8 protein-coding genes, 2 tRNA genes, 3 rRNA genes and 3 pseudogenes are annotated in these 16,584 nt (G+C 48.0%); 2 read left to right on the top strand and 14 right to left on the bottom strand.

Features of this window, described 5'->3' with window-relative positions; all coding sequences use genetic code 11:
- Window positions 1-31: 31 nt before the first annotated feature.
- The 4 genes and pseudogenes from icmH to ACR64Q_RS00065 form a co-directional block, all read right to left on the bottom strand.
- Window positions 32-1,288, bottom strand: a complete 1,257-nt coding sequence (gene icmH, locus ACR64Q_RS00080) for a type IVB secretion system protein IcmH/DotU (protein WP_231499694.1) — start codon at window positions 1,286-1,288, stop codon at window positions 32-34.
- Between the two features lie 70 nt (window positions 1,289-1,358).
- Window positions 1,359-2,699, bottom strand: a complete 1,341-nt coding sequence (gene tssK / locus ACR64Q_RS00075; RefSeq protein WP_036276097.1) for a type VI secretion system baseplate subunit TssK — start codon at window positions 2,697-2,699, stop codon at window positions 1,359-1,361.
- A 79-nt stretch (window positions 2,700-2,778) separates the two neighbouring features.
- Window positions 2,779-4,146, bottom strand: coding sequence for a type VI secretion system-associated FHA domain protein TagH (tagH, locus tag ACR64Q_RS00070; RefSeq protein WP_197026973.1), 1,368 nt, complete (start codon window positions 4,144-4,146; stop codon window positions 2,779-2,781).
- Window positions 4,147-4,543: 397 nt separating this feature from the next.
- A pseudogene (locus ACR64Q_RS00065) lies at window positions 4,544-4,696 on the bottom strand (IS3 family transposase); the annotation flags it as partial.
- Between the two features lie 400 nt (window positions 4,697-5,096).
- On the opposite strand from ACR64Q_RS00065, the pseudogene ACR64Q_RS00060 reads away from it, so the two are divergent.
- Window positions 5,097-5,258: pseudogene (locus ACR64Q_RS00060) on the top strand (IS3 family transposase); the annotation flags it as partial.
- A gap of 12 nt (window positions 5,259-5,270) precedes the next feature.
- A pseudogene (locus ACR64Q_RS00055) lies at window positions 5,271-5,438 on the top strand (IS5/IS1182 family transposase); the annotation flags it as partial.
- Between the two features lie 14 nt (window positions 5,439-5,452).
- On the opposite strand, the gene ACR64Q_RS00050 reads toward ACR64Q_RS00055, so the two are convergent.
- From ACR64Q_RS00050 to ACR64Q_RS00005, 10 genes are all read right to left on the bottom strand, one after another.
- The gene (locus ACR64Q_RS00050) at window positions 5,453-5,857 is read right to left on the bottom strand and encodes a hypothetical protein (protein ID WP_313733200.1); all 405 of its coding nucleotides are present in this window, start codon (window positions 5,855-5,857) and stop codon (window positions 5,453-5,455) included.
- 115 nt (window positions 5,858-5,972) lie between these two features.
- Entirely contained in the window at window positions 5,973-7,217 is a 1,245-nt protein-coding gene (amoB, locus tag ACR64Q_RS00045; protein ID WP_026603003.1) for a bacterial ammonia monooxygenase, subunit AmoB, read from the bottom strand.
- 89 nt (window positions 7,218-7,306) lie between these two features.
- On the bottom strand, window positions 7,307-8,056 hold the full coding sequence (amoA, locus tag ACR64Q_RS00040) for a bacterial ammonia monooxygenase, subunit AmoA (protein WP_026603002.1): 750 nt from the start codon (window positions 8,054-8,056) through the stop codon (window positions 7,307-7,309).
- A gap of 117 nt (window positions 8,057-8,173) precedes the next feature.
- Entirely contained in the window at window positions 8,174-8,926 is a 753-nt protein-coding gene (gene amoC / locus ACR64Q_RS00035) for a bacterial ammonia monooxygenase, subunit AmoC (RefSeq protein ID WP_256606984.1), read from the bottom strand.
- Between the two features lie 1,473 nt (window positions 8,927-10,399).
- The gene (gene grxD / locus ACR64Q_RS00030; RefSeq protein ID WP_026603000.1) at window positions 10,400-10,720 is read right to left on the bottom strand and encodes a Grx4 family monothiol glutaredoxin; all 321 of its coding nucleotides are present in this window, start codon (window positions 10,718-10,720) and stop codon (window positions 10,400-10,402) included.
- 132 nt (window positions 10,721-10,852) lie between these two features.
- Window positions 10,853-10,968 (bottom strand): 5S ribosomal RNA (gene rrf / locus ACR64Q_RS00025).
- Between the two features lie 153 nt (window positions 10,969-11,121).
- Window positions 11,122-14,017: ribosomal RNA gene (locus ACR64Q_RS00020) — 23S ribosomal RNA — on the bottom strand.
- 322 nt (window positions 14,018-14,339) lie between these two features.
- Window positions 14,340-14,415 (bottom strand) — tRNA-Ala (locus ACR64Q_RS00015).
- 118 nt (window positions 14,416-14,533) lie between these two features.
- Window positions 14,534-14,610, bottom strand: a tRNA-Ile gene (locus ACR64Q_RS00010).
- Window positions 14,611-14,670: 60 nt separating this feature from the next.
- Window positions 14,671-16,204: ribosomal RNA gene (locus ACR64Q_RS00005) — 16S ribosomal RNA — on the bottom strand.
- The 16S, 23S and 5S rRNA genes sit together here with 2 tRNA genes alongside, the layout of an rRNA operon.
- Window positions 16,205-16,584: the final 380 nt, after the last annotated feature.

Raw genomic sequence — 16,584 nt, 5'->3', positions numbered from 1 at the left:
AAAAACTGATTATCCGTTCCACGCGGTATTCTCACTTTATCAGGATGTCGACGCGCCGATTTAAGGCTCGATGTTCAGGAGTGTCATTCGGTGCCAAAGGCTCGCCGTCGGCCCGGCCTTCAGCTCTGGCCGAACCTTTTAATTGGGCGGATGCGGTCAAAATCGCCAATACGTTTTTAGCGCGTGCCGCAGACAAATGCCAATTGGACGGAAAGCGGGCGGATACGATGGGTTTATCATCGGTATGCCCCGTTACCAAAATCGAGTCTTGTTCATTCTCAAGTTCCTTGGCGATTTTTTTCAACATGGGCAGAAACTCCGGTTTGACTTGATCGCTACCCGATGGGAAGGAATTACGAACGCGAATGATGCTATCGTCCACCACTTCAACCATATTTTGGGAAATTTCATCGCGCAATAAAGGTTTAAAGCGTTCCAATCTGTTGGCAATATCCGGTGCAGGTGCAGGTGCAGGTGGCGCTATCGTTGCGGCCGCTGCAACCTGCACTGGCTCCTTGGCCAGTTTTAGCAAATCCCGATACGCCGGATCGGATGCCGAATTAATAAAAAACGCAAAACCTAAATAACAAAGCAACAATATCCCGCCTGCCACGCTGGCGAACACCCATAGCGGCACTTGCGTGATCAACGAGCTATTTCCGCTTTTTTGCCCATGCCAGCGCGGCGACAGCTCCGCTGGAAAATCTCCTCTTACTCGCTGAATCAATTGGTACAACTCAAGCCGTTGTTTTTCCAATTCGTTGGCGCCATTGGCCATGACCCGATATTTGCCTTCGAATCCAAAACTTAACAACACATAGCAAAGCTCGATGAGCGGTAAATTTTGCGCGGGTTGTTTCACCAGATGTTCGAGTATTTGGAAAAAGCGTTCGCCGCCCCAGGCTTCTTTATGAAAAAGGATAAGCAGGCTTTGATGCCCCCAATTACTCTGCGAACCCCAAGGCGTGTTTTGGATAATTTCATCCAGAAAAGTACATAAATCGTAGCTCGCCATTCGCATAGTTTCTTGCTGAAACCCTGCATTCAACCCACGGTTCTCAAATTCCCTGACCTCTTTAGCCAACTTTTGCTTTAGTTCATCAACCCCTGAATAGCTAACGGTTGTTCTTAGTCTAGCTGCCAAGGACAAAATACCCGCTGATAGGGTCAGTAATGAACCGCTATCCGCTCCGGAAAGCAAACTGAGCGCGGGAATATTGATATTTGAAGTCGGCTGCTGGGGCGGCGGGGATGGCGGTATTTGCGTAACTGAAGGCTGCTGCGGCATTCTTCCACCAGGCGAAGGCCGTAACACTGTTTTGTCGTCGTCGCCGAAAGGTCCTTGTTGCACCATGTCATCACCCTTTTTTTATTGCCCAGAATTCCAACTCCAATCCCGGAAAATTACCACCAATATGAAACGCAAAACCGCCGGAATCCATCATCTTCTTCCAGTACGGGCTTTGCTTATCCAATTCGAAATAAGAGCATCCGGCGTGATACGGCAATTGCCTGGGGGCAACGGGCAAAGGATGAATTGAAATACCGGGCAGTGCAGCAGTGACCAACTGCGTGATCTCTTCCACCGGACCAATTTTCACCTGCGGAGGAAAATGCGTGCGCAACATCTCCGAAGATACTTGCGCGCTGGCAGCCAAGATGTAAATTGCCTGCTCCAATAATTTCACATCGGGGCGACCCGAGTAATAAACCGACTGACTATGTTTGGTTAAAGGAATTTGGATCGCATTTTGTTCAAGCACCATGCTTAGCAGGCGTCGTAGCTCATCAATTAACGGGATAAAGCAAATACGCAAGTCGTCATGTCTATATTCGGGCAGCACTGCGGGTCGTTTATTTTGACGGTAGAAGGTCGCTAGATCTCCCATCAACTGCAAGCACAACGAAAACAATGTTTCCGGATGCAACAGCGCATCTCCAGCCAAATGTGCCAGCAATGGCTCATAACGATTAATGGTTTGCAGCAACATAAAGTCTGCAACCTCCGCCACCCCGGCACCTTGCGACGTTCCCGCCACTCGGGCCGCCAACGCCTCCCCTCTGGTATGCAACAGGCCTTGCAGTTCCCGGACGAAGCCGTTCAAAATATTACTGGCTGACGATTGCAACACTACGGGAATGTATTTGTCATCCAGTACGACTGTTTTGTCGGCGCGCACCTCAATGATATTGGCGACCCCTAAGCACAGATAGCCTGATCTTTCTTGGTTGCCAAGCATAAGTCTCGGACGAATGCTGCCTATTTGTACTGGATAACGAGCGTCGTAACCCGCATTGTTGTCTCTGACGTCCCTATGAGTAATTCGATATCTCGCCAATCCATCGGGGTTTTGATCGCTATCAACTTCGACAGCATCCGGACGACTCAGCGGCAATGCTAAATACACCACTTCATTGGCGATATCTTCTGAGACATCAAGTGGTAGCGGCAGTTCGTCCTCGTCTGGTAAATGGAATGGGGTACCGTCCTGAAAAATCCCCCTAGCAGCCGCCAGAGTTATTTTTCCAATCGCCAATTGCCCACCATCCAGCTTTAACGAAGAAAAACCCCAATCATATGCCCTGATTCCATAACAACGGCCATCAATACGGCTTTCAAGATAACGATCATGTTGTTGAAAGTGCTGAGGTCTAAGGAACATGCCTTCCGACCAAACAATCCTGTTATTGATTGACATACTCTATTAGGTACCGTTTATTATTTAATAACAATGAGTTATGAAAATTGCATTACTAACTCAATTGAGTTGCAAACTTTCACCGCCTCGCAAATAGACGCATCTGCTTTTCATAAGCTTCAGCGAACTCTTCCCCAAAAAATCCTTCAATTGCTTGTGTTTTCAGTTCCGGATATTTTTCGCAAAAAAGCTCCCAACACTTGGCTTTTCGCTGAAACACAATCCCTTCGCCCAGAACTTTTTCGAAAGTGTCAGGATCGAAACGATGCAAAATCTCCCCTAATGCGGCCTGTATACCCGCCGTCATCGCCAATTGATGAAACTTAACATCCTTGAACGCTTCAGTTACCGCATCATTTGAATTTATAAACGCGGGATTATTCGGCGCGAGCATCAGCTTGAGTACACTTTCCACATCAGGATTGAATTTTAGCGGGTTATTGTCAAATGAGCGGATTGTGGTGACAGAAACTCGAAATTCACTTTTCATTTCTGCGCGTGCGCGTAAAACATCCATCAAGCCTTCGATCAAATTTCGGAATAACACACCGCTCGCTTTCATCGCCTCCGGCCACTGCTCTTCTGTCAAAAACGATTGATCTTTTATTCCCGCACCATCCAGAAACATCTTCATGAGCGCCGCATCACCCGATTTAGGACTGATATATGGCTCCTTATTCGGTGTTAGCGCAATCCCTACATCGGCTTGCGGAGCTTTCGGCTCATCCTCGCGCTCAATATTAGACGTATTTTGGAATAGGTCTTTAGAGTCTAAGGCGATGTTCGAAGAACTAGGCTCGGATAAATTTATTGCTTCCGAATTCGGGAACTCTAACTTGGGAGGCGCTGTGAATGGTGTATCCAACGCACCTAAGGAATCTAAGCCTTTTAAGAATTCGGCAATATCTTTACCATCGCTCTCGGGAGATAACACCTCTGGCGCCGCAAAGTGATCGTGAAAAGGGGAAGCAGGGGGGCGCTCTCCGAAGGGAGAACTCGCTGCGTTATGGGGAATCGAGAAATTCAGAGGTTCGTTGACTATTGACTGTTGGTCATTTTGAAACGATTCGGCGAATGGTGAAGGCGAAAGACTCTCAATGCTAATGGGTGAAACTGGAGATATTTCGCCTGATGACAGTTCCACAATAATTTCATATTCGCCGATGCGCAAAATTTCACGATCTAGCAATCTTGCTTGAGTATCATTTATATTCAGTCCGGCATTTGATAAATATGTACCATTTTTGCTTGTGTCCTTTATCAAATAACCACCGTCCTCATAAATGATTTCAGCATGATGGCCTGATACAAAGTTTTCCGCATCAGGTAACACCAAGGTATTTCCTGCTTTTCTGCCTATTGTTCCGCCTAACTGACCGAATTCGGCACTCAATTCAGCAGGTAATGGCAAACCTTTGTAAGAAAGTACTTTCAAGATAATTGGCACGATTGTCGTCCTACCGTTAGCATTAGTTAAATAGCTTAGCAACTTACATCAGCTTTTATCTAAAAACTTGGTTATTTTAGCAGTCTAACCTTGATCTTACCCCCTAACTCCAAGGCACCCAGCTAAGAGAGTAATCTCGCAACCTGAGGAGCCTTATGAAAACCAATCAATCCAAGCCATCATCACTCAAGCGAACTCAATTGTAGTGGTTCAATAAAAATTGACACCAAAATAGATTGATAAACTATCCACCGTCAGGGTGGAACGAATGAAACGAGAAAGGCAAAGTTTTGATGCGGCGTTCAAGCTGCAAGTGGTAAATATTTTCCAGGAGCAAGGGCTGAGGTTGGATCAGGTTTGCCAGGAACTCAAACTGGGTGGGACTGCGGAGGTGTCAGACATGCTCCATTTTTAAATTGAGAAAGAAGCGCCCCATTACCGGATTATCCCAGCAGCTGCCCTCACGACTCATGCTGCCTTGAAAGCCGTAGCGCATCAGTAAATCCCGTTTCTCTTGACTGGCGTACTGGCTGTCACGGTCGGAATGCACTTATTCAGGCCTGGCGACTGCCATAGCATTGACCGATGGCTTCGAACGGACTGCGCAAGCGAACCCGCGTGCCGAAAGGCGTTTTGGGCTGATGAATTCGCCTCCGAGCCGCATAAAATCCCGAACGGCTGACGCCCAACAACTGGTAACCCTGCTGCACCGTGACGACCTTATCTGCCGTTAACTAGTGGATCACTTGGTGTTTCATCGCAGTTCCTTGGCAAAGATACCCACAGGGCATAAAAGGCCGAAACCGTTTTTAGTACTTAGTTATCCGTACGCAGTTGACAATTTTCTTGTTCCAACGGCCGAAAACGCTGCTGATCCGGCATTAACGGCTTGCCAATGCCCGATTGACCGGATTGTTCAGACTGCACCTGCTTCAGCCAAAAACGTACCGCAGTATGCCAACCACAGCGGGGCTATCCGCAACATCACCGACTATATCGTCAATTTCTACAACAGTCGGCGCTTGCATTCGTCATTGGGCTACCTTCCGCCCAATGGCTATGAAATGAAAATGGCAGAACAACAATCTATTGGTGTGTCCGAAAAAAGTTGACCACTCCACATTGGCAATGATGCCGTGGATTGGTGGCTCTATAAGTATCACCACCTGGTTGAAAATGAATTTGCTAGACTGAAACATTTCAGAGCCATTGCAACACGGTATAACAAACTGAAACGCAATGTTGGAAGCGCCATCGCTTTGGCTTGTGCTTTTATATGGCTACCAATGTGAAACGGCAACAGCCCCTATTTTGCATTTTTCAATTTTTCCTCTCCGCCAGTCACTAAACCGGACATACATTCGACTACGCTTTCGACATAATTTGAATGTGCTTCTGCGAGCTCTTTAGCTGCACCGAAACTTTCTCGTAATTCGATTAAGGTCTTTTGTGGATCCGTTGACTTATTAAGATCTAACATCTTCGCGTAATTTTTATATGCTTTGCGCCTTTCAGGATCTAATAGGAACAACCCTGGCATATCATTAGACGAAGTATCGACGACACATTTTGTCATTACTTCCGGCTCAATTCCGTAGTCCTTAATATCTTTATCTTGCTTCATCTGCTCTAAGACTACGGACTGATATTCTTCCTTCTCCGAGCAACCGCTTAGTACTAATACTCCTACAATTACTAACATCTTTTTCATTTTTTACATCTTCCTGCATTTTCAAAGCGTATTTTCCAAAAAAAACCCCCGCTATCTTTCAATAGCGGGGGTTTCAATTTCTTCCTAAGTATTTCGACTTAGAAAACTTTCAGTATTAGATGAAAGTTGGAATCAGAGGAGCATCAACTGTTACCAATTGACGGTTACCTTTTTCATCCCAGAAGAACAACAGACCTGCGAAGCGGCTGTCTGGATCGTAGATCAAGTCAGCTAAACGATATACTTCCCAAGCAGCATCAGAAGCAGTAACTTCGACAGTGCGTGTTTCGCCTGGAGCCAGAGGGCTGTTATCGCTAACAGTTAAGCCTTCTTCAGCCAACAAATCATCTGGGTAAGCAGTATCATCTTCATGAACCGCTGGATCTAAGAAACGGACACCTGCTGTGTTGAACTCACCCAAACGAACAGCTGAATCGCCGTTGTTTGTGATGGTCAAAGTCATTTGCATTGCACGACCTGGAACACGGTATGTAGCATCATCAACTTTAACTGAAACGTTAGCTTCAGGCATTTGATAAGTTTTCATACCACGCAACAAACCAGCTTGCAAAGGAGTAGTTACAGGATATTTTTCGTTGGTAGCGCCCATAGAAGCAGCAACGATAACCATAGTACCTACACCGAACAGCATACCGATTTTTTTGTCGCCGGCTGAGATCAGAGAATCTGCTTTGCCAGTGCTAACAGCGATATGACGTGGAACGAACAATGGACGTTTGATCCAGAACAACAACCATGCGAACGCGATTGCGAACCATACTGCGTGCCAGAAATAAACGTTGTCCAGAGCATAGTTTTCCAAGTTAATTGTTTGACCAGTCAAAGTTGTAACTGGGTTAACAAACTCGCTCATAGAACCAGTAATGGTTACCCATTTGCCTGGGCCGATGATAGGGCCACCGCCTTGTACGTTCATCATAGAGTGAACGTGCCAGTCGCCTGGACGACGAGCTTTCAACAGAACTTTAAACTCGTAAACTTCGCCCAATTCCAAAGACACTGAACGAGGAACCAATTGACCGCCGATCCAAGAACCTGCACGGATAAATACAGGACCAGGGATACCAACGTTCAAAAATGAAACTTCTGGTTTATCAACAGTTTCTGGCCAGCCTGCGAATACCAGGAATTTACCAGAAATTGTCATAGTTTCATTAACAGGCACTTCTTCTTTTGACCAGTTCAGGTCAAACCAGTGAATCGTCCGCATACGCATGAACGCAGCCTGTGATTTTTCACCATGAGCAGATGCTGTTGGAGCATAGAACATCGCTGCTGTCATTGCGACCAACAGTGCGACAAAGGACAGTTTTGCAACTTTGTCTTTTATTATTTTCATATTTCCTCCTCTATCACTAGAGAATTTTAATTAAGACTTTCTGGCAGCTATCTAGAACCACCAGGTTCATTTTCTTACTATTCTTCTAATTAAGACGCGTCGTCAGCGATGAAGTCGGTTTTAGCGAACCATCTGCCGAAGAAGTGCCACAAGAAGTAAATAATGATAGAAACGAATCCAGAGAAGAACGCTGATACTGGAGCAACGTCTTTACCGAAAGTTCTTAATGTACCTTTCTCTACCATACGGATGTACTCAGGTGTACCGGTACGAACATAGTGGTAACCTTGTAAGTCAGCCAAAGTCATCATCATGCCGTTGTATTCTACAGGCACGTGCAACGGAGCGATAACAGGCCAGTTACCTGGGTAGAACAACAGGCCATAAGCCAAGCCACCAACAACAGCGGTCAGAGTCATGCTGTTACCCATCATCAGGATAACGTCAAGAACGATCGCACCTGGCAACAGGTTAGATGGGAAGCAAATGTTTACTGGGAAGTAAGTCCAGCCCCAGAAGTTCATGTAACGGTTAATCCACTCACCAACCATCAGAGCAACTACAGAAAGAGTTGCGCCAACTGGCAAACGGTATCTCCACCACAAGCAAGCTTGAACAGCCGCAGGGAATGTAATAGAAACGATAGGAGCTACGGTTACCCATAGACGTCTATCTTTCCAGTCGGTCCAGAAATCCCAGTCACCGCCAGTCAACATATAGTGAATGTGATAACCGCCCAGAACCGCTGTGAACAGTGTAAAAAGAATCATCCAGTCGAACGTACGGGAAACTTGTACCGCTTCCGCACGTGAACGTACAGCTGATTGAGATGCGCTCATTAGCTTACCTCCTAAAGAATTAAAATTATATTTTTTTCACTTCTCTTTATCCTACCGCCACTTGAAAAAAGCAGCGGCAGGAAAGGAGATAGTATTTTTACTTTTAAAGATAAGCTATTAAGCCAAATCTTTTTTCAGCAATTTTGCAATTGCCATTACTTCGGTGTTCACAACACCCATTACAGCCAGAGCAGCCCAACCAAAGAATACGAAACCGTAATGCAATGGAGCAACGAACAACTCTTCCATAAACCAGAATGTGTGACCCCACTCATTCAAGCCTACGTTAGGCAAGATCATGAATGGACCGATAACCGCAATCAGATACATCAAGTGCAGACCTTCGTGGTATGTAGGCAATCTTGTTTTTGCATACATGAAAGAAGCTGAACCAGTGATGATGTAGATTGGGTATGACAGGTAGAACTCGATGATGTGACTTGGAGTAAAGTCAGTATCACGAACGATAGTTTGGTGCCATGTACCGTCTTGCTCTGTGAAGTAAGAAGCACCCCAGTAGATAGCCCAGCCGTAGCAAACCAACCATGTCCAGTGTGTAAAGTGTCTTCTCAACTCTTCACGTGGAGTGATTGACATAACTTTACGGTCACGAGTTTTCCAGATATAGCCGTTGATACCAGCAAACAACAGTACTTCGATAACGATCTCGATATACAGCATGTTCATCCAGTATGTTTCAAACTCTGGAGCAAAAGAGTCTAAGCCAGCTGACCAGCCGTAAACACCTTCGTACCAACGAATGAAAGAATAAAAAACCAGGTATAAGCTGATGCCAGCCCACAGGTTTTTTTGATTTAAAAGCGGTGCTTCCGCAGCATCAGCCTTAACTGATTCAGTTGTAGCAGCCATTTCTACCTCCTAAAAGATTATCTAAATCCCCGATCAAATCGGGAGTTCTTTGTTTTTCCATGTTATTTAGCCTTCGTATCGAAGACACCCCGGTCCCTTGAGGTGCGTGGCAGTCTACCACTTGCCAAATCCTTGTCAAGATAAATTAAGCTATTTTATCTGAGCGCTTGAGTCTGTAGTGATCAACTTTTTTCGTACACCGAGATAGGTCGATACCCATCACTCTTCAAGGTGGAACGAATAAAACAAGAAATAAGGAATTGCGATGAGGTATTCAAGCGGCGATTCGTGAAGATGATCCAGGAGCAAGGCCTGAACAGTGACCCTGGCTTGCCAGGAACTATAGCTGGGCGATAAAGGAGTGCGTCGCTGACTAAAGCATGTGTAAGCCGAGTAGTTGAGCCAACCCGTTAACCCTGGAGAAGCAGCGTATTCGGCTACTGGAACAGAAAAGTTGGCAACTGCGGGCGAATAACGAATTACTAAAACAGGTTTTGGCCTATTATGCACCATGGATATCTTTGCCAGGGAACAGCAATGAACATCAAATGATTCGGACGTAAACAGGGGAGAAGACCATCTCGGCGCAACAGGGTTCTTAGCTGTTGGACAAGCCTTCGGGATTTTATGTGGCCCAGCAGCTAGTTCGTTAGCCTAAAACGACCTGCATCACGCGGCTTCAGCTGGGCAGAGCGTTCGGGGCTAGTAGTCAGTCATATGGTAGCCGCCTACTTCGCAAGGCATTGGCAGAGCAGAGCATCAAGATCCGGCGCTATCGTTTGCGCCGGCTGATGAAGGAACTTCAGCTCGATCCAAGCTCGAAGCCTTAGTTCGGGCATACCCCGACAGCAACCAAAGCCTGCCGCTGTAAGATGATGCGCTGGACGCCAGTCTGAGCAAGTAGCCGCTAATCGAGCCAGACTTTCAGACATCAATTGCACGCGGACACTGAGTGGTTGATCTAGTCCCCTTGGGTATATTTGGCGGCCGTGTTAGACCTGTATTCGCGTAAATTCGCCGAGTGGACTGGTGCCCACCATGCCAGCAGAGCTGGCTTGCAGGTCTTCTTGCGGGTTACCATTGCCTGGTTTCGTCCGCAGGGGCTGTCAATAGCTAGTCACGAGTACCAGGATTTCCTAAGCCGCCATGAGATTCAAGGCAACATGAGTAGCAAGGACAACTACCGGGATAATGCGGTCATGGCACGATTCTGACTCAATCTAAAAATAGGGCGCGCCTAGCGCCTCCAGCATGCCAATCACGCCGAGACTATTCGTGCGTGACTTGACCGAATATATCTTCAATTTCTACATCAGTAAGCCTTGCATTCATCATCCGACTAACTGAGTCCCAAAGGCTTTGAGATAAAAATGGCAGACAACGGCCTATACTTATTTCGCCTCGCGGATTTTTAGCGCTGGATGCTCAGAATAGCGTTTCCTATAAACGGAGCACAGAACTAAGACTGCACACCTATTGCGCTACGGTCACGTTAGCCAGCATATTATTCAGTTCACCTTTATTAAACAGATCGATAACGATGTCGCAGCCGCCAACTAATTCGCCGTTGATGTAGAGCTGGGGATAGGTAGGCCAGTGCGAGTATTCTTTCAAGGCTTCACGCACTTCAGGATCTTCGAAGATGTTGACGTGAGCATAATCAGCGTTGCAAGCATCCAAGGCTTGCACCACCCGACTGGAAAACCCGCATTGGGGGAAATCAGGGGTGCCTTTCATGTACAAGACGACGGGATGACTGGCTAATTGAGCTTGGATTCGGTCTATTGCACTCATGATTTTTCTCGCTAGACATTGATGAGATGGGATTCTAACAACCACTACTGCAAAATTGAAGCGTGATTATCTGAATGGGATTTTGATACAAAAAAAAGCCCTGCTATTACTAGCAGGGCTTTTGGGATAGGCGCTTGGCGATGACCTACTTTCACATGGCAACCTGCCACACTATCATCGGCGCTAAGCGGTTTCACTTCCGAGTTCGGGATGGGATCGGGTGGTTCACGCTTGCTATGTTCACCAAGCAAACTGGTTAGGCTGTTGTTGCAGCCGTCATGCGCAGGTTTTAAGCGTTTCGCTTTGACCTGCTTTCATGGAAATCTGTATTGAGTTTGTCGTTCTCTTGCGTGTTCAGCTACTGTTGTCTTTTGACTTTACCCAAACGCATTGGGTGTTATATGGTCAAGCCTCACGGGCAATTAGTACACGTTAGCTTCACACATTACTGCGCTTCCACACCGTGCCTATCAACGTCGTAGTCTCCGACGGCCCTTCAGGGGACTTAAAGTCCCAGTGAGATCTCATCTTGGGAGGGGCTTCCCGCTTAGATGCTTTCAGCGGTTATCCTGTCCGAACGTGGCTACCCGGCAATGCCATTGGCATGACAACCGGAACACCAGAGGTTCGTCCACTCCGGTCCTCTCGTACTAGGAGCAGCTTCCCTCAAATCTCAAACGCCCACGGCAGATAGGGACCGAACTGTCTCACGACGTTCTGAACCCAGCTCGCGTACCACTTTAAATGGCGAACAGCCATACCCTTGGGACCTGCTTCAGCCCCAGGATGTGATGAGCCGACATCGAGGTGCCAAACACCGCCGTCGATATGAACTCTTGGGCGGTATCAGCCTGTTATCCCCGGCGTACCTTTTATCCGTTGAGCGATGGCCCTTCCATACAGAACCACCGGATCACTAAGACCTACTTTCGTACCTGCTCGACTTGTCCGTCTCGCAGTCAAGCACCCTTATGCCTTTGCACTCATTGCCTGATTTCCGACCAGGCTGAGGGTACCTTCGTGCTCCTCCGTTACTCTTTAGGAGGAGACCGCCCCAGTCAAACTACCCACCAGACACTGTCCCTAACCCGGATAACGGGTCGAGGTTAGAACTCCAAACATACCAGGGTGGTATTTCAAGGTTGGCTCCACGAGAACTGGCGTTCCCGCTTCAAAGCCTCCCACCTATCCTACACAAGTAGGTTCAAAGTCCAGTGTCAAGCTATAGTAAAGGTGCACGGGGTCTTTCCGTCTAGCCGCGGGTACACTGCATCTTCACAGCGATTTCAATTTCACTGAGTCCCAGGTGGAGACAGTGTGGCCATCGTTACGCCATTCGTGCAGGTCGGAACTTACCCGACAAGGAATTTCGCTACCTTAGGACCGTTATAGTTACGGCCGCCGTTTACTGGGGCTTCGATCAAGAGCTTCTCCGAAGATAACCCCATCAATTAACCTTCCAGCACCGGGCAGGCGTCACACCCTATACGTCCACTTTCGTGTTTGCAGAGTGCTATGTTTTTGCTAAACAGTCGCAGCCACCGATTTTTTGCAACCCCCTTCCGCTCCAGTCGCGAGGACCTTCACGTAATGAGGGCATACCTTCTCCCGAAGTTACGGTATCATTTTGCCTAGTTCCTTCACCTGGGTTCTCTCAAGCGCCTTAGAATTTTCATCCCACCCACCTGTGTCGGTTTAGGGTACGGCCACTAGTAACCTGAAGCTTAGAGGTTTTTCCTGGAAGCAGGGCATCTATCACTTCGCTGTTCTTTCGAACCGCTCGTCATCACGTCTCGGCATAAAGCACCCCGGATTTGCCTAAGATGCATGCCTACCTGCTTAAACTGCCACTTCCAACCGACAGCTGATATAGCCTTCTCCGTCACCCCATCGCAGTTACTACTGGTACAGGAATATTAACCTGTTTTCCATCGACTACGCTTTTCAGCCTCGCCTTAGGTGCCGACTAACCCTGCGTCGATTAACGTTGCGCAGGAAACCTTGGGTTTTCGGCGAGGGGGTTTTTCACCCCCTTTATCGTTACTTATGTCAGCATTCGCACTTCCGATACCTCCAGCCCACTTCTCAATGAACCTTCGCAGGCGTACGGAACGCTCCTCTACCACTCACGCTTAACGCGTAAATCCGTAGCTTCGGTACTATGCTTAGCCCCGGTAAATCTTCCGCGCAGACCGACTCGACCAGTGAGCTATTACGCTTTCTTTAAAGGATGGCTGCTTCTAAGCCAACCTCCTGGCTGTCTGTGCCTTTCCACATCGTTTCCCACTGAGCATAGATTTGGGGACCTTAGCTGACGGTCTGGGCTGTTTCCCTTTTCACGACGGACCTTATCACCCGCCGTGTGTCTCCCGTGCTTGCACTTGCTGGTATTCGGAGTTTGCATCGGGTTGGTAAGTCGGGATGACCCCCTAGCCGAAACAGTGCTCTACCCCCAGCAGTGATACACGAGGCGCTACCTAAATAGCTTTCGAGGAGAACCAGCTATCTCCGAGCTTGATTAGCCTTTCACTCCGATCCACAGCTCATCCCCGTCTTTTTCAACAGACGTGGGTTCGGCCCTCCAGTTAGTATTACCCAACCTTCAGCCTGGCCATGGATAGATCGCCCGGTTTCGGGTCTACACCTTGCGACTAAACGCCCTATTAAGACTCGCTTTCGCTACGCCTCCCCTATTCGGTTAAGCTTGCCACAAAATGTAAGTCGCTGACCCATTATACAAAAGGTACGCAGTCACCCCACGAAGGGGCTCCCACTGCTTGTACGCATACGGTTTCAGGTTCTATTTCACTCCGCTCTCCGCGGTTCTTTTCGCCTTTCCCTCACGGTACTAGTTCACTATCGGTCAGTAAGGAGTATTTAGCCTTGGAGGATGGTCCCCCCATATTCAGTCAAAGTTTCACGTGCTCCGACCTACTCGATTTCACTAAAAAAAGGTTTTCGTGTACGGGGCTATCACCCTGTATCGCCGGACTTTCCAGACCGTTCCACTAACCTTATCCTAGCTTAAGGGCTAGTCCCCGTTCGCTCGCCACTACTTAGGGAATCTCGGTTGATTTCTTTTCCTCCGGGTACTTAGATGTTTCAGTTCTCCGGGTTCGCTTCAGTGAGCTATGTATTCACTCAAAGATGACGTGCTGATGCACGCCGGGTTTCCCCATTCGGACATCTCTGGATCACAGCCGGTTTGCAGGCTCCCCAAAGCTTTTCGCATGCTACAACGTCCTTCATCGCCTCTTACTGCCTAGGCATTCACCGTATGCGCTTATTCACTTGACCATATAACCCGAATACGTCTGTACTTTGGTTATACTGTCAGCTGACATTTTCGCTGATTTTTTCTGCTTGAGAACGACATGCTGTTTGCTTTCCGCCTTTCTCCTTCGAGAATGACTTTATTCAAACCGCAACTCGTTTTAGTTTTGATCATTGCTGATCATTACTATAGTTACAGATTTCCATATTGTTAAAGAGCTATCGGTACGAATACCAATGCTATAAAGTCTTTATCTCTTGATTACGATAAAACCTCATAGCGCTGATGTTCTAACATCGACTATCTACTGGTGACGTACTGGTTTACCCTCAGCGTTCAGCGTGATGGTGGAGCCAGGGAGGATCGAACTCCCGACCTCCTGCGTGCAAGGCAGGCGCTCTCCCAGCTGAGCTATGGCCCCTAAAACAGACTAAAGACCAAGACTCAAGCCGAAACCCAACTATGCACAACCCTACCTATTTCTAACCAGGAGTGTTGTCTGATCGTTTTCCGCCTTATTGCTTTCGCCTTTTATGCGTTGGTGGGTCTGGGAGGAGTTGAACCTCCGACCTCACCCTTATCAGGGGTGCGCTCTAACCAACTGAGCTACAGACCCAGGTGCGTCTTTCAATCGAAATAATTTGTTGTGAGTACGTGTAACGGTGTGCCGTCTTTGTAAGGAGGTGATCCAGCCCCAGGTTCCCCTAGGGCTACCTTGTTACGACTTCACCCCAGTCATGAATCACAAAGTGGTAAGCGCCCTCCCGAAGGTTAAACTACCTACTTCTTTTGCAACCCACTCCCATGGTGTGACGGGCGGTGTGTACAAGGCCCGGGAACGTATTCACCGCGGCATTCTGATCCGCGATTACTAGCGATTCCGACTTCACGCAGTCGAGTTGCAGACTGCGATCCGGACTGGGACCGGCTTTTTGGGATTCGCTTACTCTCGCGAGTTCGCAGCCCTCTGTACCGGCCATTGTAGCACGTGTGTAGCCCTACCCATAAGGGCCATGATGACTTGACGTCGTCCCCACCTTCCTCCGGTTTATCACCGGCAGTCTCCCTAGAGTTCCCGGCATGACCCGCTGGCAACTAAGGATAAGGGTTGCGCTCGTTACGGGACTTAACCCAACATTTCACAACACGAGCTGACGACAGCCATGCAGCACCTGTCTCAGAGTTCCCGAAGGCACTCCGCTATCTCTAACAGATTCTCTGGATGTCAAGGGTAGGTAAGGTTCTTCGCGTTGCATCGAATTAAACCACATGCTCCACCGCTTGTGCGGGCCCCCGTCAATTCATTTGAGTTTTAGCCTTGCGGCCGTACTCCCCAGGCGGTCAACTTAATACGTTAGCTCCACTACTAAGTTCTTTAAGAACCCAACAGTTAGTTGACATCGTTTACGGCGTGGACTACCAGGGTATCTAATCCTGTTTGCTACCCACGCTTTCGTACCTCAGCGTCAGTTTTAGTCCAGGGAGCCGCCTTCGCCACTGGTGTTCCTTCAGATCTCTACGCATTTCACCGCTACACCTGAAATTCCACTCCCCTCTACTAAACTCTAGTTGCCCAGTATCAAATGCAGTTCCCAGGTTAAGCCCAGGGCTTTCACATCTGACTTAAACAACCGCCTACGCACGCTTTACGCCCAGTAATTCCGATTAACGCTTGCACCCTCCGTATTACCGCGGCTGCTGGCACGGAGTTAGCCGGTGCTTCTTGTATAGGTAATGTCAGTCTACCGGGTATTAACCGGCAGGTATTCCTTCCTATTGAAAGTGCTTTACAACCCTCAGGCCTTCTTCACACACGCGGTATTGCTGGATCAGGCTTTCGCCCATTGTCCAATATTCCCCACTGCTGCCTCCCGTAGGAGTCTGGGCCGTGTCTCAGTCCCAGTGTGGCTGATCATCCTCTCAGACCAGCTATGGATCGTCGCCTTGGTAGGCCTTTACCCTACCAACTAGCTAATCCAACATAGGCTCATCTATTAGCGCCAGGTCCGAAGATCCCCAGCTTTCCCCCGTAGGGCGTATGCGGTATTAGCGTGAGTTTCCCCACGTTGTCCCCCACTAATAGGCAGATTCCTATGCATTACTCACCCGTCCGCCACTCGTCAGCGCCCGAAGGCCTGCTACCGTTCGACTTGCATGTGTTAAGCATACCGCCAGCGTTCAATCTGAGCCATGATCAAACTCTTCAGTTTAATTTTAACTTGTCTCTAAATAAGATTAGTGACCAATCTTGGCTCGACTACAGAACATCTTTTCTTGCGAATTGACGTGGTTTCTGTGTCGACTATTTTTAAACAGCACATAGTCGCTACACATACCCACACAAATTATTTCGATTTCGTTTGTTAAAGAGCCAGAGCATTTCGCCCTGTTGAGCCGACATATTCTACAGCGTTTTCAGTTCCTGTCAAATTTATTTTTAGATCATTTCAAAAAACCGAAACACTCAAAACAAACCCGCCACTCACAACCTTAAACCCGCCGAACCCAGCCGACTCCTTCACCGCCAAACCCAAAAAGCTAAAGCAGTGAAGAGCCGCGCATTTTAATCACCCATACACCCCGCGTCAAG

This window comes from Methylomonas sp. 2F7, assembly GCF_057126975.1.
This window is presented reverse-complemented; position numbering and strand designations above follow the sequence as displayed.

What these genes read in the sequence shown, in the direction of transcription:
- icmH (WP_231499694.1), bottom strand. Translation starts at nt 1,288, where the DNA reads ATGCCGCAGCAGCCTTCAGTTACGCAAATACCGCCATCCCCGCCGCCC.
- tssK (WP_036276097.1), bottom strand. Translation starts at nt 2,699, where the DNA reads ATGTCAATCAATAACAGGATTGTTTGGTCGGAAGGCATGTTCCTTAGA.
- ACR64Q_RS00050 (WP_313733200.1), bottom strand. Translation starts at nt 5,857, where the DNA reads ATGAAAAAGATGTTAGTAATTGTAGGAGTATTAGTACTAAGCGGTTGC.
- amoB (WP_026603003.1), bottom strand. Translation starts at nt 7,217, where the DNA reads ATGAAAATAATAAAAGACAAAGTTGCAAAACTGTCCTTTGTCGCACTG.
- amoA (WP_026603002.1), bottom strand. Translation starts at nt 8,056, where the DNA reads ATGAGCGCATCTCAATCAGCTGTACGTTCACGTGCGGAAGCGGTACAA.
- amoC (WP_256606984.1), bottom strand. Translation starts at nt 8,926, where the DNA reads ATGGCTGCTACAACTGAATCAGTTAAGGCTGATGCTGCGGAAGCACCG.
- grxD (WP_026603000.1), bottom strand. Translation starts at nt 10,720, where the DNA reads ATGAGTGCAATAGACCGAATCCAAGCTCAATTAGCCAGTCATCCCGTC.